Source organism: Nisaea acidiphila (assembly GCF_024662015.1).
GTDB lineage: Bacteria > Pseudomonadota > Alphaproteobacteria > Thalassobaculales > Thalassobaculaceae > Nisaea > Nisaea acidiphila.
In genome coordinates this window covers 942,244-962,415 of the sequence record NZ_CP102480.1, presented here as the reverse complement: position 1 = coordinate 962,415, position 20,172 = coordinate 942,244, and the positions used below count along the sequence as shown (strand labels likewise).

At 63.5% G+C, this 20,172-nt stretch carries 18 protein-coding genes; 9 read left to right on the top strand and 9 right to left on the bottom strand.

The features are described 5' to 3' along the window. Positions 1-54: 54 nt before the first annotated feature. From rsmA to lptF, 6 genes are read right to left on the bottom strand one after another with little or no spacing between them, the layout of a single operon-like run. Positions 55-900 carry a 16S rRNA (adenine(1518)-N(6)/adenine(1519)-N(6))-dimethyltransferase RsmA gene (gene rsmA, locus NUH88_RS04500; protein WP_257770214.1) on the bottom strand — a complete coding sequence of 282 codons (846 nt, stop codon included), beginning with the start codon at positions 898-900 and terminating at the stop codon, positions 55-57. Then, on the bottom strand, positions 897-1,913 hold the full coding sequence (gene pdxA / locus NUH88_RS04495) for a 4-hydroxythreonine-4-phosphate dehydrogenase PdxA (RefSeq protein WP_257770213.1): 1,017 nt from the start codon (positions 1,911-1,913) through the stop codon (positions 897-899). The genes rsmA and pdxA overlap by 4 nt, the downstream gene beginning before the upstream one ends. Before the next feature lie 12 nt (positions 1,914-1,925). Further along, on the bottom strand, positions 1,926-3,206 hold the full coding sequence (locus NUH88_RS04490) for a peptidylprolyl isomerase (RefSeq protein ID WP_257770212.1): 1,281 nt from the start codon (positions 3,204-3,206) through the stop codon (positions 1,926-1,928). A gap of 57 nt (positions 3,207-3,263) precedes the next feature. Next, on the bottom strand, positions 3,264-5,474 hold the full coding sequence (locus NUH88_RS04485; RefSeq protein WP_257770211.1) for an LPS-assembly protein LptD: 2,211 nt from the start codon (positions 5,472-5,474) through the stop codon (positions 3,264-3,266). A 4-nt stretch (positions 5,475-5,478) separates the two neighbouring features. Beyond that, a complete protein-coding gene (gene lptG / locus NUH88_RS04480; protein WP_257770210.1) occupies positions 5,479-6,573 on the bottom strand; it encodes an LPS export ABC transporter permease LptG in 1,095 nt (364 codons plus the stop codon). Further along, positions 6,570-7,694: an LPS export ABC transporter permease LptF gene (gene lptF / locus NUH88_RS04475; RefSeq protein WP_257770208.1), complete on the bottom strand. Its 1,125-nt coding sequence runs from the start codon at positions 7,692-7,694 to the stop codon at positions 6,570-6,572. The genes lptG and lptF overlap by 4 nt, the downstream gene beginning before the upstream one ends. 269 nt (positions 7,695-7,963) lie before the next feature. On the opposite strand from lptF, the gene NUH88_RS04470 reads away from it, so the two are divergent. From NUH88_RS04470 to ndk, 4 genes are all read left to right on the top strand, one after another. Then, the gene (locus NUH88_RS04470; protein WP_257770206.1) at positions 7,964-9,451 is read left to right on the top strand and encodes a leucyl aminopeptidase; all 1,488 of its coding nucleotides are present in this window, start codon (positions 7,964-7,966) and stop codon (positions 9,449-9,451) included. Then, positions 9,451-9,921 (top strand): DNA polymerase III subunit chi, encoded by a 471-nt coding sequence (locus NUH88_RS04465; protein ID WP_444329686.1) that lies wholly within the window; start codon positions 9,451-9,453, stop codon positions 9,919-9,921. The genes NUH88_RS04470 and NUH88_RS04465 overlap by 1 nt, the downstream gene beginning before the upstream one ends. Before the next feature lie 40 nt (positions 9,922-9,961). After that, the gene (locus tag NUH88_RS04460; RefSeq protein ID WP_257770204.1) at positions 9,962-11,179 is read left to right on the top strand and encodes a MalY/PatB family protein; all 1,218 of its coding nucleotides are present in this window, start codon (positions 9,962-9,964) and stop codon (positions 11,177-11,179) included. 137 nt (positions 11,180-11,316) lie between these two features. Beyond that, positions 11,317-11,739: a nucleoside-diphosphate kinase gene (gene ndk, locus NUH88_RS04455; RefSeq protein WP_257770203.1), complete on the top strand. Its 423-nt coding sequence runs from the start codon at positions 11,317-11,319 to the stop codon at positions 11,737-11,739. Positions 11,740-11,810: 71 nt separating this feature from the next. Here the strand turns inward: ndk and NUH88_RS04450 are convergent, their stop codons facing one another. The 3 genes from NUH88_RS04450 to purM all read right to left on the bottom strand — a co-directional run bounded on the left by NUH88_RS04450 (position 11,811) and on the right by purM (position 13,803). After that, complete coding sequence (locus tag NUH88_RS04450; RefSeq protein ID WP_257770202.1) at positions 11,811-11,948, bottom strand: aa3-type cytochrome c oxidase subunit IV; 138 nt, start codon at positions 11,946-11,948, stop codon at positions 11,811-11,813. Positions 11,949-12,040: 92 nt separating this feature from the next. Then, a complete protein-coding gene (gene purN, locus NUH88_RS04445) occupies positions 12,041-12,706 on the bottom strand; it encodes a phosphoribosylglycinamide formyltransferase (protein ID WP_257770201.1) in 666 nt (221 codons plus the stop codon). After that, complete coding sequence (gene purM, locus NUH88_RS04440) at positions 12,703-13,803, bottom strand: phosphoribosylformylglycinamidine cyclo-ligase (RefSeq protein WP_257770200.1); 1,101 nt, start codon at positions 13,801-13,803, stop codon at positions 12,703-12,705. The genes purN and purM overlap by 4 nt, the downstream gene beginning before the upstream one ends. 111 nt (positions 13,804-13,914) lie before the next feature. On the opposite strand from purM, the gene NUH88_RS04435 reads away from it, so the two are divergent. The 5 genes from NUH88_RS04435 (at position 13,915) to NUH88_RS04415 (ending at position 20,171) form a co-directional block, all read left to right on the top strand. Further along, complete coding sequence (locus tag NUH88_RS04435; RefSeq protein ID WP_257770199.1) at positions 13,915-15,186, top strand: DUF2066 domain-containing protein; 1,272 nt, start codon at positions 13,915-13,917, stop codon at positions 15,184-15,186. A 19-nt stretch (positions 15,187-15,205) separates the two neighbouring features. Then, a complete protein-coding gene (locus NUH88_RS04430; RefSeq protein ID WP_257770198.1) occupies positions 15,206-16,288 on the top strand; it encodes an AI-2E family transporter in 1,083 nt (360 codons plus the stop codon). Positions 16,289-16,305: 17 nt separating this feature from the next. Continuing rightward, the gene (locus NUH88_RS04425; protein WP_257770197.1) at positions 16,306-17,022 is read left to right on the top strand and encodes an HdaA/DnaA family protein; all 717 of its coding nucleotides are present in this window, start codon (positions 16,306-16,308) and stop codon (positions 17,020-17,022) included. A 47-nt stretch (positions 17,023-17,069) separates the two neighbouring features. Next, complete coding sequence (locus NUH88_RS04420) at positions 17,070-17,852, top strand: SDR family oxidoreductase (RefSeq protein ID WP_257770196.1); 783 nt, start codon at positions 17,070-17,072, stop codon at positions 17,850-17,852. A 174-nt stretch (positions 17,853-18,026) separates the two neighbouring features. Further along, positions 18,027-20,171 carry an RNA degradosome polyphosphate kinase gene (locus NUH88_RS04415; RefSeq protein WP_257770195.1) on the top strand — a complete coding sequence of 715 codons (2,145 nt, stop codon included), beginning with the start codon at positions 18,027-18,029 and terminating at the stop codon, positions 20,169-20,171. Position 20,172: the final 1 nt, after the last annotated feature.

The following is a 20,172-nucleotide window of genomic DNA, read 5'->3' as shown; positions in this document are numbered from 1 at the left end:
GACATAGTGAGCGGGGCGGCATTAGCCGCCCCGTTTTGTTTTGACGAAATGTTTCTAGCGCCGGGCGTCGAGGGCGCGCGCGAGGGCGCAGAATTGCTCGATACTGAGCGTTTCGGGGCGCGCGGTCGGATCGATCCCGGCCGTTTCCAGGAACTCCGCACCGCCGAAGCTCTTGAGCGAGGCGCGCAGCATTTTCCGTCGCTGGGAAAAGGCTGCGGCGGTGACCTTCTCAAGCAGTTCCGGGTCGGCTTCCGCGAGCGGCTCGGCGCGCGGCCGGAGCTGGATCACCTGGGAGGTGACTTTCGGCGGCGGTGTGAAGGCGCGCGGCGGGATGTCGAAGAGCGGGAAGATTTCCGCGCGCCAGCGCGCCGCGATGCTGAGCCGCCCGTAATGTTCCGTTCCGGGTGAGGCGGCGATGCGTTCCGCCACCTCCTTCTGGAACATCAGGGTGAAACTTTCGAACGCCTCGGCCTGTTTAAGCCAGGCCAGCAGCATCGGCGTGCCGACATTATAGGGCAGGTTGGCCACCACCCGCCTTGGACCCTCGCCGAGGCTCGCCAGATCTATGTTGAGTGCGTCCGCCTCTATGATCTCAAGCCGCCCGTCCGCCGCTTCCACGAGGTCCTGGATGGCCTCGATGGCGCGCCGGTCGCGCTCTATCGCGATCACCTTGCGGGCGCCTTCGAGCAGAAGGGCGCGGGTCAGGCCGCCGGGGCCGGGCCCGACCTCGATGCAGGTTCCCGAAGAGAGGTTGCCGGCCGCCCGGGCGATGCGCCGGGTCAGGTTGAGATCGAAGAGGAAGTTCTGGCCAAGCGATTTGCGGGCGGAGAGCTGGTAGCGGCCGATCACGTCGCGCAACGGCGGCAGGGCCTCGATCGCCGCGATCACCGGGTCGGTCATGACGATCCAGCCCGTGCCGCAGCCATATCGCCGGCCATCCTGAGCGCGGCGATCAGGCTGCTCGCATGGGCCTTGCCCGTACCTGCAAGTTCGAGCGCGGTGCCATGATCCGGCGACGTGCGGATGAAGGGGAGGCCCAGGGTCACGTTCACGCCGCCCCAGAAATTCACGGTCTTGATCGGGATCAGCGCCTGGTCGTGATACATGCAGATCGCAGCGTCGTAGGTTGCGCGGGCCTCCGCGTGGAACATGGTGTCGGCGGAGAGCGGGCCGACCGCGTCAATCCCCTCCGCGCGCAGGGCGGCGACCGCCGGGGCCACGACGTCGCGGTCCTCGGTGCCGATCGTCGCGTTCTCTCCGGCGTGCGGATTGAGACCGGCAAGCGCCAGCCGCGGCCGGGGGCAGCCAAAGTCCCGGCGCAGCGCCTCTGCGGTGATCCTCGACTTTTCCACGATCATCTCGGTCGTGAGCAGCTCGGGGACCTGCTTCAGCGGAATGTGGATGGTGATCGGCACGACGCGAAGCTCGGGCGCCGCCAGCATCATGACCGGGGTGACGTCCGGTCCTGCAAGCGCGGCAAGAAACTCCGTATGACCGGGGTGCCTGAAACCGGCTTCGTAGAGGACGCTCTTATGGATCGGCAGGGTCACGACGCCCGAGGCGTCGCCCGCCCGGATCAGTTCCACGGCCCGTTCTATCGCCCCGATCACGGCCGGTCCGTTGGCGGGATCCAGCCTGCCCGGCTCGGGTGGTGCCGCGAAGGCCATGGGCAGGACCGGAAGTCCCTCATGGAAGGCTTCGCGCGCGGCGTTTGGCGTCTCGATCTCGATCACCGGTGTCCCGATGCCGAGACTTTCCGCGAGACGGCTCATGCGCTCCGGTTCTTCAAGCAGGAAGAATGGGGGCAGGGTCGAGCGGGCGTCCGCCCATGCTTTCAGGGCAATCTCGGCGCCGGTTCCCGCCGGTTCGCCCGGGGTTAAGGCAAGCGGGGCGTTGGCGGCGTCGAGAGGCATGACGGCATTGCCTTAGATGCGGGTGTCGATGAACGCGTCGCGGCGTATGTCGCGCAAATAGCGCTGAGCGAAAGTTTCGAACTTGATTGCCCTGAGGCGGTTGGCAATCTCGTCCCGCCCGGGGAGATCGCTTTCCGGTTCCTCGCGCTGGCAGATCATGATGGTACTGAAGCCGGACGGAAGACGGATCGGCTTGGTCAGTTCGCCTTCCTTCAGCCCCGCGACCGCTTCGCGAAGCGTTGGAGAAAGCTCGCCGACCTGGACGGTGCCGAGATCGGTGCCGGCCGGAGAATCCAGTTCCGTGGCCAGCACATCCATGTCATCGCAGCTCTGTGCCGTCTCGGAAACGGCGAGCGCTATGCTCCGCTGGCTCGCCTCCGCATCCGCACCGGAATTCGGCGGAATGGGGAGAAAGACCTGCTTCAGGGTCACTTTCGCTTTCAGCGGGTCGGGACCGCTCAGAATACGCCGGTCCGTCAGCTGGATGACTTGATATCCGAAGATCGTCCTGATCGGTTCGCTGATATCGCCCGGCTCCATCTCGTCGACTCTTGCGGCAACCTCGTCTCCGAGCTGTTCTCTCGTTGTCCAGCCGATATCGCCTCCGGTCGCCGCCGTGGCACCGGTCGAAAACTCCCGTGCGATGGCATCGAACTGTGCGCCCGAGCGCAGCTGCTGTACCAGGCGCTTGGCCAGTTCCTCTTCGTCCACAGCCGGATCGTCGATATTGAGGACGATCTCGCGGATGCGGTACTGGGGCGCGCCCTTGTTGCGTTCCAGGCGGTCAAGCGCATCGTCGATCTCGTCGATGGTGACTTCGACCGTACTCTGGAAGCGGCGCCGGACCAGCTTGGCCCAGGCGATATCCGCCCGCATCTGCTCGATAACCGTGTCCGGCGAGATGCCGTCGTTACGGAGCGACCGGTCGAAAGAGCCAGGCGCGAGCTTGTTGCGCTGTTCCATCGTGCGCTTGGCCTGTTCGATATCGGCTTCGGTGACCACGATCGAAAGGCGCTCGGCTTCCTGCAATTTCAGCCGCTCGTCGATCAGGCTTCGGAGAACCTGCGGCCAGACCCGCTGGTAGGTCTGTGCGGTGCGCGGCAGGTTCGAAGCCACGATCACCATGCGGACGCGCTCGTCGAGGTCGCGCACCGTGATGATGTCATCGTTTACGATCGCGGCGATGCGGAGCGCGTTCTGGGCCAACGCCGGAGCGTTCGTGCCGAGGATCGACAGGGCGAGGATGCCTGCCACCAGGAGGTACCGCATCATCACCGGAACCGGGCGCTTCATGAAACTCAATCGGGATCTCGCCATAAACTTAGACATATGCCTTGAAAACCGGGTCCGCTAGTTGCTGGCAAATCCGCCGAGATGTTTGAAAGCGATCTGCAGCATGACGCGTTGCTCCGGTTCGATATCATCGTCTTCGAGCTCGCTTCTTTCATAGACGAGGCCGAAAGTGAAGCATTCATCGGCATAGACGAGGCCGGTCGAGGCGATCAGTGTGCGGTTCGCGTCGTCCGAGAAGTCTTGCACGATACGTCCGTTGACGCTCCAGAACGGGTTCAGATTGAGGCTTCCGGAAAGATCCAGCTGTTCGCGTTCGAGGAAGGACGTCTCGCCTGCGATGTCATCGGAATCGGTTTGGTCGTCAAGCAAGACATAGTCTGCCACAAGCGAGAAGCGCGGGTTCGAGTAGCGCATGCCGATCTCTCCGCGTCGTGGATCGAGATCGTCCTTGTCGAGGCGGAAGCGGAAGAGAAAATCGAGATTGTCCGTCGGATCGACATGAATTCGGCCGACGAAATCGGAAAGATCGTCTTCCAGCCCCGAGCCTTCGGCGAACGGTCCGTCGCCCATGAAGCGGTAACTCTGTCCGAACAGCATGCTGGTCGAGCCGCCGCCATCGCCGTAGACGCCGGCCTTGAAGCCATAATCCACTCGGCTTCCGCTGGTCACCAGATCGCTGCCGGTGAAACGGTTCATCCGGAAGAGGTTGGTGTCGTCGAACAGGAAGGACTGGCTGTCCTCGTTGGAGATCTCGTCCGGATTGTGGCCGTTCGGCGACAGCACGACATTGACGATCGGCTCGACGGTCTGGTGGTAGGTCTCGCCGGACCTGGCGAAGGGATAACGCCAATTCAGGCCGAGCTGCGGGAAGATCCGCCCGGTATCCCCATCATCGCCACTCTCCAGGCCATCGCTGTGGAAGTAGTCGGTGTCGAGGGTTGCCGTCAGCGTATAGATATCGCCCGCCGGGGCTATGTAAGGCAGAGACCAGCCGCTGCGGATCGCGATCTTCTTGCTGTCGGCACCGGTCTGGCGGGTCAACGACATTACAGTCGTGTCGAGCTGGAAGCGGCCGCCGGCCCGGTCCGGTTCGCCGATGTAATTGTAGTCGATCAAGGGCGCGACCACCGGTGACTTGTCCCGTGAGTCGCCTGCGTTCAGCCCCTGGAACTTCAGTGCCTGCACGGAGGCGTAGTTTCGGCCGCGGAAGCCCTCGGTATATGCGCGTGTCGTCAGGACCTCGCGGCTGTCGAGCCGGTAGCGGCGCAGATAGGTCCGGGCGCTGGACTGCTCGAAATCGAAACCGCCGCGCCAGGTCCGGTCGAAATCGAAGCGGCCTTCGAGATCGACGCTGCCCTCGAAGTCCTTGTCGCCGGTCTCTACATTGTTCTCGCGCTGGTCGAGGAGGCCACCGGTGCCCTGGAAGTCGATCATGCCGTTGGTGAACCGCTGCCGGTAGCGGCCTTTCACGACACCGCCCTCTTCGGAGAACAGGATCGGTGTTACCTCGAGGTCTCGGGACTGGTCGATCACATGGTAATAAGGTTGGCCATAGATGAAACCGAGTTCGTCGGACAGGCCGAGTGTCGGGGGCAGCAGGCCGCTACGGCGCTCGACCGTCGGATCGGGGTGCCGGAGATAGGGCGTATAAAGCACCGGCACACCGAACATCTCCAGTGTCGCATCGTTATAGATCACGTCCTTCGCCTGCTCGTCATGCACGACCTTGCGCGCTTTGATCTGCCAGAGTGGCGGGCGATCCGGGTCTTCCTTGCAGCTGTCGCAGGGAGTGAAGACGGCGCGCGACAAAATTTTCCGATTGTCCGCCGTCCGGAGCCCCCGGTTGGCGGCGAGACGGGAGCCATCCGTCATGCGGAGCCGGATATTGTCGACGAAACCCGTCTTCAGTTCGTTATGCAGCTCCACATAATCGCTGAACAGAACCTCGCCGGTGGGCTCCAGGAGGGTGATGTTCCCGGTTGCAATGACGGTGTCTTCACGCTGGTTGTAGGTCACGCTGTCGGCAAGCAGGACGCGTTCGCCCTGGGAGAGTTCAACCGATCCCCGCGCCGTGACGGTGCCGAGAGTCTCGTCATGAACCAGTTCGTCCGCCTGCATCAGAACGGGAGCGTCGCTGACATCACGCTCCTGGGCCTGGACGGTCGCCGCGGCGACTGCGCAGCAGAGAAAAAGCGCTCCCAGCAAGGTCCGGGCGGCCTTTTCCTGCAGGAGCAACACTCGGCCCAATGAAGTCCGGTCCAATCCCATGCGGTCAGCCATCCTCAAGATGCAGCAGGCTGGCACATCCGAGAAGTGCCGTGACGGTGGCCGGAGTCCAGGCGGCAAGAACCTCCGGAATACGGGCCGATAGTCCGAGGGCGAAGACCAGATCGGACGCGAAATAGAGAAAGAAACCGGAGAAGAGTCCGGCGCTGACCCAGACCAGCGTACCGCCCCGCCGGGTCAGCCGGAGAGAAAAGGTGGCTGCGATCAGGACCATGGCGCACAGCAGCAGCGGCGAAGCCAGCAGAGCGTGCCAGTAGAGCCTATGGCGGACCGCTGAAAAGCCCGCGCTCTCCAGGATTGAGATAAAGCGCGGGAGTTCCCAGAAGGACATGGTTTCTGGCGGGGAAAAGCTGTCCTGAATGTTTTCCAAGGTGAGGGCGGTCGGAAGGCGGTAGACCTCGCGCGCTTCCGGGATCGCGCTCTTGGTCGTCAGCACCGCGTTGTACATTTCCCAGAAACCGGTTCTGAGCGTCGCTTCCGCAGCATCGACACGGGCCTCGAACCTGTCCTCTCCCTGAAAGAACAGGATGGTGAGGCCGGAGAGGCTTGCGCCGTCCGCCGCGACACCCGTTGCGTGCAGGACGAAATGCCCGGTGCTGGTGCGCTCCCGCAGCCAGAGGCCACCATCGGTGAGGGCCATGAAGTTGCCCTTGTCGCGCAGGACCTTGTTCTCCAGCGCCTCGTATTTTGCCGTCATCACTGACGAGACCGGGTTGAAGACGGCGATTTTGAAGACGCCGATCAGGAACGCGATGGTCAGCGCCGGCAGCAGGAACTGCCAGACGGAGACGCCCGCCGCCCGGGCGACAACCAGCTCATTGGTCCGTGTCATCCGCGTGAAAGCGAGCATCGCGCCGAAGAGGGTCGCGAAAGGCAGGATTGTCTGGCCCATCTGCGGGGCTTTCAGGGCCGCCATCTGCAGCATCAGGGTCAGGGTGGCCGCCTCCCGGTCCGCCCCGCGGCGCAGCAGTTCGATGGAATCGAGCAGATAGACGATGGCCATGATCGCCAGAAAGGTCCCGAGCACCCATAACAGGAACTGCTTGCCGAAATAGAGCGAGAGAGTCCCCGAGAGCTTCATGCCGGCGTTCCTTCCGTGGGGATGGTGCCGGAGCGCGGGCGGCGCATACGCTGACGTGCGAGCAGGATCAGGCAAACGAGGATGGGAACGATAGCGGCGCTATACATCAAAGGCAGCAGACTCAGCTCTTTTGCGGCCGAGTATTTCGAGCCCAGTACCGCGGCCTGCACGAGGCCGACAAGAAGGACCGCCGCGACGAGCCGGGAGTTTCGTCCGCGCCGGCTGAACTCGCCGCGCAGAACCACCACAAGTCCGATCAAGGGGAGTGCAAGCCCGAGAAGCGGGGTCACCAGCCGGCTATGTCCCTCTGCGATATATTTGCCGAAATTTCGCTCTTGCGTGATCCGTTCCGTCGGATTGAGCAACTCGTCGACGAATAGTTCGTTCTGGTCGCGGGCGGTGCGCTGGACCGCTTCCTGCAGACCTCCGAGATCGACCGTGTAGCGGTCGAAATAGAGGATGTTGATGCGGCCGGTCTGGTTGTTTTTTGCCTGACGGTTACCGTTGACCATCAGCACGCGCGGGCTGCCCCGGTCGAGGATCAGGGCGCCGCTTTCTGCCAGCAGCGTCACGGACTCATCGGCTTCCCGGTCGTCCTGCACGATGATGCCCGAAAGGTCGCCGTTCGGCTGGCGGGCACGGACGAAGACGGTGACATCGTCCCCCATCGAATTGAAGACGCCCTCGCGCAGGAGCACGTTCGTGTAATTGTGCCGGATCTGGAACTGCAGCTCCTTGAAGCCGCGATAGGAGATCGGCACGAGATAGAGGCTGAGCAGGTAGCCGAGGGCCGTCACGACAAGCGCGACGACGATCGCCGGGCGGGCGAGACCGAGCGGACCGAGACCTGACGCGGTCAGCACGACGAGCTCACGATCGCCGGACATCCGGCTGTAGACGAACATGGTCGCTGCGAAGCAGGCGATCGGCAGCACCAGCGACAGCCAGGTCGGCATGAGCAGTACTGTGAAATAGATGAAGGTTGCCAGCGGCAGGCCGCGGTTGACGATCATGTCGATGAAGCGCAGGGACTGGCTCAGCCAGATTACGCAGGTCAGCGAGACCACCACGATAATCATCGCGGCCAAGATCTGGCGAATGACGTAGCGGTCGATCCTCATGGTCCCGTTTGGCTGGCCCGTCTGGCTGGATTGTTCCGTTCGGCCGGAGCCGCTCCGGCGGGTCCTTGCGCTACCCGCGTTTAAAGGCGCATGATAGCGATGTTTCAAGTGTTTCCAATCACGAACTTAATCAGGATGTGAAGCATCACAGGCTTGTTCCCCGAGCACGTTACGGTACGCGGTGGCGCAGCGTCTGCCGCGCATTTCCGCGCCGGTCCCGGACCGGCGGCCGTCGTGCGGAATGCTGACCTGGACGGGAGAGAATCGGAATGAAGATCGGGTTTCAGAAGCCGGCCTTGCCGAAAAAGGGTGCGGTCGTTGTCGGAGTGATGGACGGCGGCAAGCTGCTGCCGCTCGGGGCGGAACTGGACGAACAGCTCGGCGGGCTGCTTTCCCGGGCGATGAAGGCCAACAAATTCACCGGCAAGGCGAAGCAGACCCTTTCGGTCTTCGGCGAGACCGGCACGGTGCTTCTCTATGGCCTCGGCGACGGCGGCGATATCGACGAGCTCTGGTGCGAGAATGCGGGCGGCTCGATCGTGGCGGCGATTCTGGGCGCCGGCGACAAGGAAGTCTCCGTCCTGTTAGAGCCGCACAGCGAGAGCGGCCTCGACGATGAAGGCACCGCGGCGCGCGCGGCGCGGCTGGCATTCGGCGGCCTGCTGCGGACCTACCGGTTCGACAAATACAGGACCACGCTGAAAAAGGACGACAAGCCGGCGCTGCAGAAATTGACGGTCATGACCGGCGAGAGTACGGCGGCGAAAAAGGCTTTCGTCGCCCTGGAAGCGATTGCCGAGGGCGTCTTCCTCGCCCGCGATCTCGTCAGCGAACCGCCGAACGTTCTCTATCCGGTTTCCTACGCAAAACGCTGCGAGGAGCTGAAAGATCTCGGTCTCAAGGTCGAGGTGCTGGACGAGAAGCAGATGGCCAAGCTCGGCATGGGCGCGCTGCTCGGCGTCGGTCAGGGCTCCGAGCGGGAAAGCCGTCTCGTGATCATGCGCTGGGAGGGCGGGCCGAAGAGGCAGCAGCCGATCGCTTTCGTCGGCAAGGGCGTCTGCTTCGATACCGGTGGCATTTCCCTGAAGCCGGCCGGCGGTATGGAAGACATGAAATGGGACATGGGCGGCTCGGCGACGGTCGTCGGCCTGATGAAGGCGCTCGCCGGCCGCAAGGCGAAAGCGAACGTCATCGGCGTCGTCGGTCTGGTCGAGAACATGCCCGACGGCAATGCCCAGCGGCCGGGCGACGTGGTGACATCCATGTCCGGCCAGACCATCGAGATCATCAATACGGACGCCGAGGGCCGGCTCGTGCTGGCCGATGCGCTCTGGTACACGCAGGAGCGCTTCAAGCCCCAGTTCATGCTCGATCTGGCGACCCTTACCGGGGCCATGATGGTGGCGCTCGGGCAGGTCAATTGCGGCTATTTCTCGAACAGCGACGAGCTGGTCGAAAAGCTCGAAGCCGCCTCTAAGGCGTCCGGCGAGAAGATCTGGCGGATGCCGCTTGGCGAGGAGTACAACAAGATGATGGACAGCGACATCGCCGACGTGAAGAACGCCGGCGCCCGCTGGGGCGGCAGCATCACGGCCGCCTGTTTCCTCGAGCGCTTCGTCAACAAGCTGCCCTGGGTCCATATGGACATTGCCGGGATGGCCTGGTCTTCCAAGCCTTCGGCGACCGTTCCGAAAGGCGGCACCGGCTGGGGCGTCCGTCTGCTCGACGAGATGGTCCGGGCGAACTACGAGGCCTGATGGGCCTGCCGATTCCCGCGATGACCGACATCAACTTCTACCACTTGACCGCGCGTCCCCTGGAATGGGCTCTGCCGAAGCTGCTTGAAAAGTCGCTTCAGGCGGAGGCGCGCGTGGTCGTGATGGCGTCGAGCGAGGAGCGGGTTGCGAACCTGAACGGGCATCTCTGGTCTTACGACCCGGACAGCTGGCTGCCGCATGGCAGCGAGAAGGACGGGCATCCGGAGGAGCAGCCGATCTGGCTGACGACGGAAGACGAAAACCCGAACGGCGCGCGCTTTCTGTTCCTGACGGACGGTGCCGTTTCGGAGAAGGTCGGGGAATTCGAACGGGTGTTCGAGCTGTTCGACGGCCGCAACGACGATGCGGTGGCGGCGGCGCGGGGCCGCTGGAAGGAATACAAGGACGCCGGACATACGCTTGCCTATTGGCGGCAGACGGATGCCGGCGGATGGGAAAAGGCCGGCTGAGCGCCGGCGAAACCGACAACCTGAAACCCTGGAGCAACAGGTGAAATACGACTTCGATCAGGAAATCCGGCGCACCGGTACCCACTCCGTTAAATGGCAGATCTACTGGCGGGGCGACAAGCGCGAGCTTTGGGAGGGAACCGACCCGGATCTCGGTGAGGATCGCACCCTGCCGATGTGGGTCGCCGATATGGATTTTCCGGTCGCGCAGCCGATCCTGGATGCGATGCGCAAGCGGATCGACCATCCGATCTTCGGCTATGTCGTGCGCACGCCCGATTACAACGAGGCGGTCACCTCATGGATGGAGCGCCGTCACGGTTGGAAGGTCGATCCCGACTGGATCGTCAATACGCCCGGCGTCGTTCCGGCCCTGAACCTGCTGGTCCGGGCGCTCAGCGAGCCCGGCGACAAGGTGCTGATCCAGCGCCCCGTCTATTACCCGTTTACCTACGCGATCGAGAATAACGGCCGCGAGGTCGTCTCCAATTCGCTGGTGATGGAGAACGGTGTCTACCGGATGGATTTCGACGACCTGGAGGCGAAGGCGGCGGATCCGAAGACCAAGCTGTTGATCCTCTGCAGCCCGCACAATCCGGTCGGCCGGGTCTGGACCGAGGGGGAACTGCGCCGCCTCGGCGAGATCTGCAACAAGCACGGCGTTGTCGTCATCGCGGACGAGATCCATGGCGACCTGATGCTTAACGGCTCCACCTTCGTGCCTTACGGCAAGCTCGGACGGGAGTTCATGGACAATTCCGTGGTCTGCACGGCGCCGTCCAAGACCTTCAATCTCGCCGGCCTGCACACCTCGAACATGATCGTCTCCAACGAGGCGCATCGCAAAGCGCTGGTGAAGGAGATCGGCGCCTCCGGGATCGGCGGGATGAACACCTTCGGGCTCGAGGCGACCAAGGCAGCCTACAACGAGGGCGAGGAGTGGCTTTCCCAGGTGCTCGATTACCTGAGCGAAAACGCGAACTTTCTTGAGAGCTTCGTCGCCGAGCGTATTCCGGAGATCAAGGTGATCCATCCGGAAGGCACCTATCTCGTCTGGCTCGATTGCCGTGGCCTCGGCCTCGACAAACTTGAGCTTGAAGCAATGATGCACGAGGAAGTTAAGGTCCTCTTCGACGAAGGCTATGTCTTCGGTTCCGAAGGCGATGGCTTTGAGCGCATCAACATCGCCTGTCCCCGTTCGATCCTGACGGAGGCTCTGGAGCGGATTGAGCGCGCCGTCGCCAAACGCCGCGGCTGACCGTGGCAGACCGGGCGGCTTGCCCCGCCCGGTTCCCCCCGCTATAAGGCGCGCGCCGGGCGCATTTGCGCCCGTCCAGTTTCAATCGCATCTCGCGGGCGGCTCCGGCTGTTCTGCGGAACCAGAAGAGAGACACGATGGCCATTCAGCGCACTTTCTCCATCATCAAGCCGGACGCCACCGAGCGGAACCTGACCGGCGGCGTGAACAAAATGATCGAAGAAGCCGGCCTGCGCATCGTTGCGCAGAAGCGGATCCGGATGACCCAGGCCCAGGCCGAGACCTTCTATGCCGTGCATAGCGAGCGTCCGTTCTTCGGCGAGCTGGTCGAGTTCATGACGTCGGGCCCGGTCGTCGTGCAGGTTCTCGAAGGCGAAGACGCCATCGTGAAGTATCGCGACGTCATGGGCGCCACCAACCCGGCGGAAGCCGCCGAAGGCACCATCCGCAAGGCCTATGCGAAGTCGATCGGCGAAAATTCCGTGCACGGTTCCGACGCGCCGGAAACCGCTGCTATCGAGATCGCCCAGTTCTTCAGCGGCAACGAAATCGTCGGCTGATCCTGATCTCAGGCAAACGAAAAGGGCCGGTCAGTGCGACCGGCCCTTTTTGATTCTGAAGCAGAGGTCCGTCAGACGAGGAAGATCGCCATCAGGATCAGCAGGATGATGACACTGACGGTCGACCATTTCAGAAGGGTGATGAAACCCTCGTAATTCTGCTTGTGCTCAAGGACTTCGCCTTCGGACGATGCGTTGTTCGCAGCCATATCACCTCCGCTAATTTTGCCCCGCCAGGCCCGCAGCCCGGGTCGTTTGTTCAGGAAAACGTATAAATCACCGCGCCCGGAGCGCCAAGACCCTATCGCTCGGCGTCGGGTGCCGGGTTGAGCAGGGAGGCGGATGGCGCCGTGGCGCCGTCGAGCAGCACGCGCTCGCCCTCGATCTTCACGCGGCCTTCGGCGATCCAGCGCAGGCTGCCCGGATAGATGCGGTGCTCCTGTTCGAGGATGCGCGCCGCGAGACTCTCGGCGCTGTCGCCCTGGAGAATCGGTACCGCGGCCTGTTGGATGATCGGGCCGACATCCATCTCCGGGGTTACGAAATGCACGGTGCATCCGGAGAAGCGGGCACCGGCATCGATCGCCCGCTGCTGTACGTTGAGCCCCTTGAAGGCGGGCAGCAGCGAGGGATGGATGTTGATCATCCGTCCGGACCAATGCTCGACGAATTCGGTTGTCAGCAGCCGCATGAAGCCGGCGAGGCAGACGAACTCGACGCCGGCCGCATCGAGTGCCCGCTGCATTTCCGCATCGAAACCGGTCCGGTCGGCGAAGGTCTTGTGATCGATCGTCACAGCCTCGATCCCGGCATTACGGGCGCGTTCGAGAGCCTTCACCCCCGGCCGGTTGGAGATCACGGTAACGATCTCCGCCGGATGATCCGGAGCGGCGCAGGAATCGATCAGCGCCTGCAGATTGCTGCCGCTGCCCGAAACGAGCACGCCGACCTTGAGCTTGCTGGTCACGCGGGCCAGGTCCCGAGCCCTTCCAGCGTCACGGACGGCGCACCGTCGACGCGCTCGACCAGCCGGCCGATATGGTAGACGGTTTCGCCACCGGCGCTCAGCGCCTCGGTGACGGCGTCGACCTTGTCGGGGGACACGGTCACGGTCATGCCGATACCGCAATTGAAGGTCCGTGCGAGCTCCGAGGCCGGAACGCCCCCAGTCTCGGCCAGCCAGCGGAAGACAGGGGGCAGATCCCAGGTGGTCACATCGATCTCGGCCGCGATCGTGTCGGCGTAGGAGCGCGGCGGATTGTCGAGCAGGCCGCCGCCGGTGATATGGGCGAAGCCGGTGACGCCGCCGGTCGCGAGCGCCGCGAGGCAGGATTTGACGTAGATCCGGGTCGGCGCCAGCAGCGCGTCGCCGAGGGACTGGCTCTTGTCGAACGGCGCCGGGTCGGACCAGCCGAGGCCCGAGCGGTCGACGATCCGCCGAACCAGGGAGAAACCGTTGGAATGCACGCCGGAGGAGGCGAGACCGAGCATGATGTCGCCGGCCGACGCGCGCGGCTCAAGGATAAGGTTCTCGCGCTCGGCCGCGCCGACCGCGAATCCGGCGAGATCGAAATCCCCGTCCTCGTACATGCCCGGCATCTCGGCGGTTTCCCCGCCGATCAGCGCGCATCCGGACTGGCGGCAGCCTTCGGCGATCCCGGCGACGACCGTCCGCGCGGCTTCGACATCGAGCTTGCCGGTGGCGTAATAGTCGAGGAAGAAGAGCGGCTCTGCGCCCTGGACGACCAGATCGTTCACGCACATCGCGACGAGATCGGTGCCGACGCCGGAATAGTTCCCGGTATCGATGGCGAGGCGGAGCTTGGTGCCGACCCCGTCCGTCGCGGCGACGAAGACAGGATCATTGAAACCGGCCGCCTTCGGATCGAACACGCCGCCGAAGCCGCCGATGGAACCGTCCGCGCCCGGACGCATTGTGGATTTGGTGAGCGGCTTGATGAAGTCGATCAGCCGGTCCGCCGCATCGATATCGACGCCCGCTTCCTTGTAGGTGAGGGGGCGGTTGGGTCTGTCGAGGCCTGTTATGGTCTCCTCCTCAGCCATCCGGTATAAGGGTCGGGCAGTGCCGGGTGCCTTCATTCTGCCCGGTTGAGGGTTTATGACGGGGGCGCTTGGACCGCAAGCGGATTTGGCCGCGGGCCGGAGAGTTCAGGGATGTTCGAACGGATAGCGAAAACGGCTGCAGGACGGCAGCCGGCGGGAAGAATCGGCGTCGTCTGTGTCCGGTTGCTTGCGGCATGCGCAATGCTGCTCTGCGTGACGCCGGAAGGAGTTCGGGCGCAATCGGACGTCGACCGGGTTTTCGAGATCCGAGGCGTGGCCGTCGACGTGCAGGCCGCGACCGCTGCGGAAGCGCAGGCCCAGGCGATCATGGAGGGCCGCCGGACGGCATGGGACCGTCTGGTCGACCGTCTCGTGCCTGCCGGGCAGCAAACGCTGTTGCCGCCGATCTCGAGCGACGAGCTGGTGGGGCTTACGGTCGGTTACGAAGTCGCGCGTGAGCGGACCTCGGACGTCCGCTATCTCGGCTCGCTGAATTTCCGCTTCAATCCGGCGGCGGTGCGTCAGCATTTCGGGGCCTACGGTGTGGGCTATGCCGAAGTTGCCTCGCGCCCGGTGCTGATTCTCCCGGTCTATAACGACGGCCAAAAGCCGCTGCTCTGGGAAGAGGAGAGTCCGTGGCTCGCCGCCTGGCTGGACCGGAGTTTCGGTGACGGGCTGGTGCCGATCACGGTGCCATACGGCGATCTCGCGGACATCAGGGACATTACCGCTGTGCAGGCAGTGCTGATCGACCGCGACGCGATTGAGGCGATCGCGGCGCGCTACGGCGCGGCACAGGCGGTGGTGGCGAATGCCCGAACCGTTGGCGCGGAGGGCGGCACTCAGGCCGTCGAATTGAACCTGACCTATGTCGGAGGGATAGCCGACGGCCAGTCGCTGATCCGCACGGTGGTACCGGATCCCGGCGACCCGCAAGGCGATCTGCTTTCCGCGGCCGCGAGGGCCGCGAGCACCGAGATTCAGGAGTCTTGGAAATCTGAAAATCTGATCAGCCCCGGCTTTGAGACGCGGGTTACGGTCCTGGTGCCGGTTTCCTCGTTCGAATACTGGCTCGACGTGCGCGACGGGCTTGAGCAGATCTCGTCAATCTCGCGCCGGGAATTGCTGCGGATATCCCGTAACGAGGCATTGCTGGACGTCTGGGTAAACGGCGATGCGGATCAACTCGCGCTGGCGCTCAAGCAGCGGAACTTCGTTCTGACGCAGTGGCAGGATAGCTGGCTGCTCTACAAGGACGGTACCGAGCTGCCCGAGCGGTACCGACCGGCGCCATTGCCGGAGGAGACCTTGCCGGTTGAACCGGTGCCGCAAGCATTTCCTGCGCCGGCCCAGCCTCTCGTTCTGCCGCCGCTGGTGCAATGACTGATGCGAGGAACGGCTCATGACGCAGCGTGAACGGCTCGCCTTCTGGGTCGGTCTTCTGGCCGCCTTCCTGCTCGCGGTCTATGTACTGAAGAGCGTGCTGGTGCCGTTCGCGGCCGGCATGGCGATCGCCTATTTCCTCGACCCCATCGTGGACCGCTGCGAGCGTATCGGCATGTCGCGGACGCTCGGAACCGCTGTCGTTCTGCTTGGCTTTTTTCTTGCCGGGACCGGTGTGCTGCTGCTTCTGATTCCGCTTATTCAGGCGCAGGTCGTGCTGCTGGCCGAAACCTTGCCCAAATATATCGAGCGTCTCTCGATCATGGCTGAGCCGCTCCTCGACATGGCGCGCGCCTGGCTCGGCGATGGTGGGGCTGACAAGCTGAACCTGCCGGCCATCGCGACCCAGGCAGGCAAATGGATCCTCTCTTTTGCCGGCGAACTGCTGAGCGGTGGCGCGGCGCTCGCGAACCTGGTCTCGTTGCTGGTGATTACGCCGATTGTCGCTTTCTATCTGCTGCGGGACTGGGACCACATCGTGGCCGCAATCGACGGCTGGCTGCCGCGCGCGCAAGCGAACACGATCCGCGAGCAGGCCGGGATCATCGACAGCACGCTGGCGTCTTTCGTCCGGGGGCAGGGAACGGTCTGCCTGATCCTCGGCGGCTTCTATGCGGTTGGGCTTTCGCTCGCCGGACTCGATTTCGGTGTCATCATCGGACTTTTCGCCGGGCTGATATCCTTCGTGCCGTTCGTCGGCTCGATCTTCGGTGGAGCGCTCAGCATTGGCCTTGCCGCCTTGCAGTTCGATTCCCTGACTCCGATCGCTATCATCGCGGCGATCTTCGTCGCGGGGCAGGCGATCGAGGGTAACTTCCTGACTCCGAACCTTGTCGGCGACGCAGTCGGCCTGCACCCGGTCTGGGTTATGTTCGCGCTCCTGGCAGGTGGCGCTCTGTTCGGATTCCTCGGTGTGCTGATCGCGGTGCCGGTCGCCGCGGTCATAGGCGTGCTCGTGCGCTTCGCGCTCTCTCGATATCTGGCGAGCCCGCTCCATCTACATGGGATACCGCCGGCGGACGACGAGACCGACGGCAACTGACCGGAATTACGAAACGAATGACGGAACAGAACAAAGCAGGACGCCCCGCTGGCGGCGCCGGCCGGCAACTCCCTCTCGTGCTGGAGCATCGCCCGGCCTTCGATCGCGGCGAATACCTCGTCTCCAGCTGCAACGAGGGGGCAACGGCCTGGATCGATTCCTGGCCGGCCTGGCCGGAGGCGACCTGGGGCCTCAATGTCCATGGCCCGGAAGCCTCGGGAAAATCGCATCTGGCGGAAGTCTGGGCGCGCAAAGCCGATGCCGTGCTGCTGCTGCCGTCCGATCTCGACGTTGCGGGCCTGCCTGTCTTACTTGGCGAGAAGCGTCATGTCGTGCTGGAGGATGTCGATGAGAGCCTGCCCGGCGTGCCGGCCTTCCACCTTTACAACATGATCGTCGAACGGCGCGGAGCGCTCCTTGTGCTGTCCCGCACGCCGGTCTCCCGGATGAACCTGACACCGGCCGATGCCAAATCGCGTTTCGCCGCGCTGCCGGCGGTGGCGATCAGCGATCCGGACGATGCGCTGATCGCCGGCGTGATGGACAAACTCTTTCGCGACAGGCAATTGTTCGTTGCTGAAGAGGTTCTGGCCTTCCTGGTCGGGCGCATGGAACGATCATTCTCCGAGGCGCGGGCGCTGGTGGAAGCCATCGATGCCCTGTCGCTGGCCGAAGGGCGCCGGATCACCCTGCCGCTCGCCCGCCGGGTTCTGGAGGATCGGGGCGCCGGTTAGCATCGGCCGCTGGGGACCGAAAACAATCAACAAACGGAGCACTATCGATGGATCTGGGAATCAAAGGGAAGAAGGCGCTCGTCTGCGCTTCGAGCAAGGGGCTCGGCAAGGCCTCTGCATTGGCGCTCGCGCAGAACGGTGTCGACCTCACCATCTGCTCGCGGACGCCAGAGGCGATCGAGGCGGCGGCCGACGAGATCCGGTCAGCCACCGGTGTGACCGTGCATGCGGTGGCCTGCGACATCACCACGCCGGAAGGCCGCGAGAAGGCGCTGGCGCCGTTCGACGCAAAGATCGACATACTTGTGAACAATGCCGGTGGCCCGCCGCCGGGCAATTTCCGCGACTGGACCCGGGACGACTGGATCAAGGCGGTCGACGGCAACATGCTGACCGCGATCGATCTCATCAAGGCGACGATCGACGGCATGATCGAGCGTAAGTGGGGCCGCATCGTCAACATCACCTCCGGCGCCGTGAAGTCGCCAATTGCGATCCTCGGTCTCTCCAACGGCGCCCGCGCGGGCCTGACCGGCTTTTGCGCCGGCATCGCCCGTGAGGTCGCCAAAGACGGGGTTACCATCAACGGCCTGCTGCCGGGCCCGTTCGATACCGACCGGCTGCGCGGCAACATGAAGATCCAGGCGGAGAAGGCGGGCGTCGATTTCGAGACCTTCTTCGCGCAGCACGGCGCCGAGCACACCGCCGGCCGCTTCGGCACGCCGGACGAGTTCGGCCAGACCTGCGCCTTCCTCTGCAGCGCGCATGCGGGTTACATCAACGGTCAGAACCTACTGATGGACGGCGGCGCGTTCCGGAGCACGCTCTAGGACCGGCAGGTTTCCCCGAGATCTCGGGAAAATCGTCATCGAACTGAAACGCGACAGGACTAGTTTCCGGCCCGGGATATTCCATATCCCGGGCCGACCTGTGTTAAGACAGCAGAAGCGCTGTTTGCGCTGCAAGGTCCAGCAAGTCTGTCGCGACATCAAGGAGGCGGTCCCGTGAGCGAGAGCCAGCCGGAAAACATTACGCGGGTCGATCCCGCGTCGCCCGAGCGCTTTTTCAACAGGGAACTGTCCTGGCTCGGCTTCAATCACCGCGTTCTTGAAGAGGCCGACAACCCGGCCAATCCGTTGCTGGAGCGCCTGCGCTTCGTTTCGATTTCCGCCTCCAACCTGGACGAGTTCTACACAGTGCGTGTGGCCGGCCTGAAAGGCATGGTGAATGCCGGGGTGACCACCGCCAGCGCGGACGGGCTTTCGCCGAGCAACCAGCTGCGCGCTATCGCCGAAAAGGCCGCCGAGCTGATCGCGGTGCAGCAGCGATATCTGACCAAGCTTCTGACCGAGTTGCGCAGGACCGGCTTCCATCTTGTCAATGGTGAGGACCTGACGGCGGCCGACAGGAAGTGGCTCGATGCGCATTTCATCGACCAGATCTTCCCGCTCTTGACGCCGCTCGCCATCGATCCGGCGCATCCCTTTCCGTTTCTGCCGAATGGCGGTGTCTGCCTGGCTCTGCAGCTGAACGAGGCCGCGTCCGGTGCGGAGATGGAGGCGTTGCTGCCTCTGCCGGCGCAGATCAGCCGCTTCGTGCGCCTGCCGGGCAAGGATATCCGGTTCATCGCCATCGAGCAGGTGATCATCAAATATGCCGATGAGCTGTTTCCGAATTTCACCGTTGCTGGACACGGTATCTTCCGCGTGCTGCGCGACAGCGAGATGGAAATCGACGAAGAGGCCGAAGATTTGGTGCTCTCGTTCGAATCCGCGCTGAAGCGGCGCCGGCGGGGCAACGTCATTCGCCTGTCGATGAACCGCGACATGCCCGAATCTCTGGGCGCTTTCGTTGTCGAGGAGATGAAGGTCGCGCCGGAGGACGTGTTCACGCTGGACGAAATGGTCGGGTTGGCCGATCTCTCGCAGCTCATTGTCAGCGAGCGTCCCGACTTGCTCTGGAAGCCGTTCAATCCTCGCTTCCCCGAACGGATCCGCGATTTCGGCGGCGACTGTCTGGCGGCGATCCGGGCCAAGGATATCGTGGTCCATCACCCCTACGAGAGCTTCGACGTCGTCGTGCAGTTCCTGCGCCAGGCGGCGGCCGACCCGGCGGTGGTCTCGATCAAGCAGACTCTTTACCGGACGTCGAAAGGCAGCCCGATCGTCAGCGCGCTGATCGAGGCGGCGGAGTCCGGCAAGTCGGTAACGGCGATGGTCGAGCTCAAGGCCCGCTTCGACGAGGAAGCGAATATCCGGCTTGCCCGGGATCTAGAGCGTGCCGGTGTGCAGGTCGTCTACGGTTTCGTCGACCTGAAGACCCACGCGAAGATATCTCTGGTGGTCCGCCGGGAAGGCAACGGTCTCAGGAACTATGTGCATTTCGGCACCGGCAACTACCACCCGATCACGGCGAAGATCTATACCGACCTTTCCTTCTTCACCTGCGATCCGGTGCTCTGTCGCGACGCGGCGCGCATGTTCAATTACATGACCGGATACGCGACGCCGCAGGAGATGGACAAACTCTCGCTCTCGCCGCTGACCATGCGCCAGACCCTGCAGGATCTCGTCGAGGCGGAAATCGCGTTCGCCAAGCAAGGCAAGCCGGCCGCGATCTGGGCCAAGATGAACTCGCTTGTCGACCCCGACCTGATCGACCTGCTCTACAGGGCCTCCGGTGCGGGGGTGAAGATCGATCTCGTAATCCGGGGGATCTGCTGTCTGCGTCCCGGACTGGCAGGGCTATCGGAGAATATTCAGGTTCGCAGCATCATTGGACGCTTTCTCGAGCATTCGCGAATTTTCTGCTTCGGCAACGGGCGGAAGCTTCCCTCCGATCAGGCGAAAGTGTACATCTCCTCCGCCGACTGGATGACGCGGAACCTGGACCGGCGGGTGGAGCATTTCGTGCCGATCGAGAACCGCACGGTTCACCGGCAGGTGCTGGACCAGATCATGGTCGCCAACCTGAAGGACGAGACCAACTCCTGGATCGGTCAGCCAGATGGCCACTATGTCCGGGTGAAGGCGGACAGCGGGGCGTTTTCGGCGCATAATTATTTTATGACCAACCCGAGCCTGTCAGGCCGCGGCAGTGCTCTGAAACGGTCGAACGAGATGCCCAAGAAGCTGAGCGGCGCGGAATAAG

Bases quoted from the DNA above. Each gene is read 5' to 3' on its own strand.
- rsmA (WP_257770214.1), bottom strand. From the start codon at position 900: ATGACCGACCCGGTGATCGCGGCGATCGAGGCCCTGCCGCCGTTGCGC.
- pdxA (WP_257770213.1), bottom strand. From the start codon at position 1,913: ATGCCTCTCGACGCCGCCAACGCCCCGCTTGCCTTAACCCCGGGCGAA.
- NUH88_RS04490 (WP_257770212.1), bottom strand. From the start codon at position 3,206: ATGAAGCGCCCGGTTCCGGTGATGATGCGGTACCTCCTGGTGGCAGGC.
- NUH88_RS04485 (WP_257770211.1), bottom strand. From the start codon at position 5,474: ATGGGATTGGACCGGACTTCATTGGGCCGAGTGTTGCTCCTGCAGGAA.
- lptG (WP_257770210.1), bottom strand. From the start codon at position 6,573: ATGAAGCTCTCGGGGACTCTCTCGCTCTATTTCGGCAAGCAGTTCCTG.
- lptF (WP_257770208.1), bottom strand. From the start codon at position 7,694: ATGAGGATCGACCGCTACGTCATTCGCCAGATCTTGGCCGCGATGATT.
- NUH88_RS04470 (WP_257770206.1), top strand. From the start codon at position 7,964: ATGAAGATCGGGTTTCAGAAGCCGGCCTTGCCGAAAAAGGGTGCGGTC.
- NUH88_RS04465 (WP_444329686.1), top strand. From the start codon at position 9,451: ATGGGCCTGCCGATTCCCGCGATGACCGACATCAACTTCTACCACTTG.
- ndk (WP_257770203.1), top strand. From the start codon at position 11,317: ATGGCCATTCAGCGCACTTTCTCCATCATCAAGCCGGACGCCACCGAG.
- NUH88_RS04450 (WP_257770202.1), bottom strand. From the start codon at position 11,948: ATGGCTGCGAACAACGCATCGTCCGAAGGCGAAGTCCTTGAGCACAAG.
- purM (WP_257770200.1), bottom strand. From the start codon at position 13,803: ATGGCTGAGGAGGAGACCATAACAGGCCTCGACAGACCCAACCGCCCC.
- NUH88_RS04435 (WP_257770199.1), top strand. From the start codon at position 13,915: ATGTTCGAACGGATAGCGAAAACGGCTGCAGGACGGCAGCCGGCGGGA.
- NUH88_RS04430 (WP_257770198.1), top strand. From the start codon at position 15,206: ATGACGCAGCGTGAACGGCTCGCCTTCTGGGTCGGTCTTCTGGCCGCC.
- NUH88_RS04425 (WP_257770197.1), top strand. From the start codon at position 16,306: ATGACGGAACAGAACAAAGCAGGACGCCCCGCTGGCGGCGCCGGCCGG.
- NUH88_RS04420 (WP_257770196.1), top strand. From the start codon at position 17,070: ATGGATCTGGGAATCAAAGGGAAGAAGGCGCTCGTCTGCGCTTCGAGC.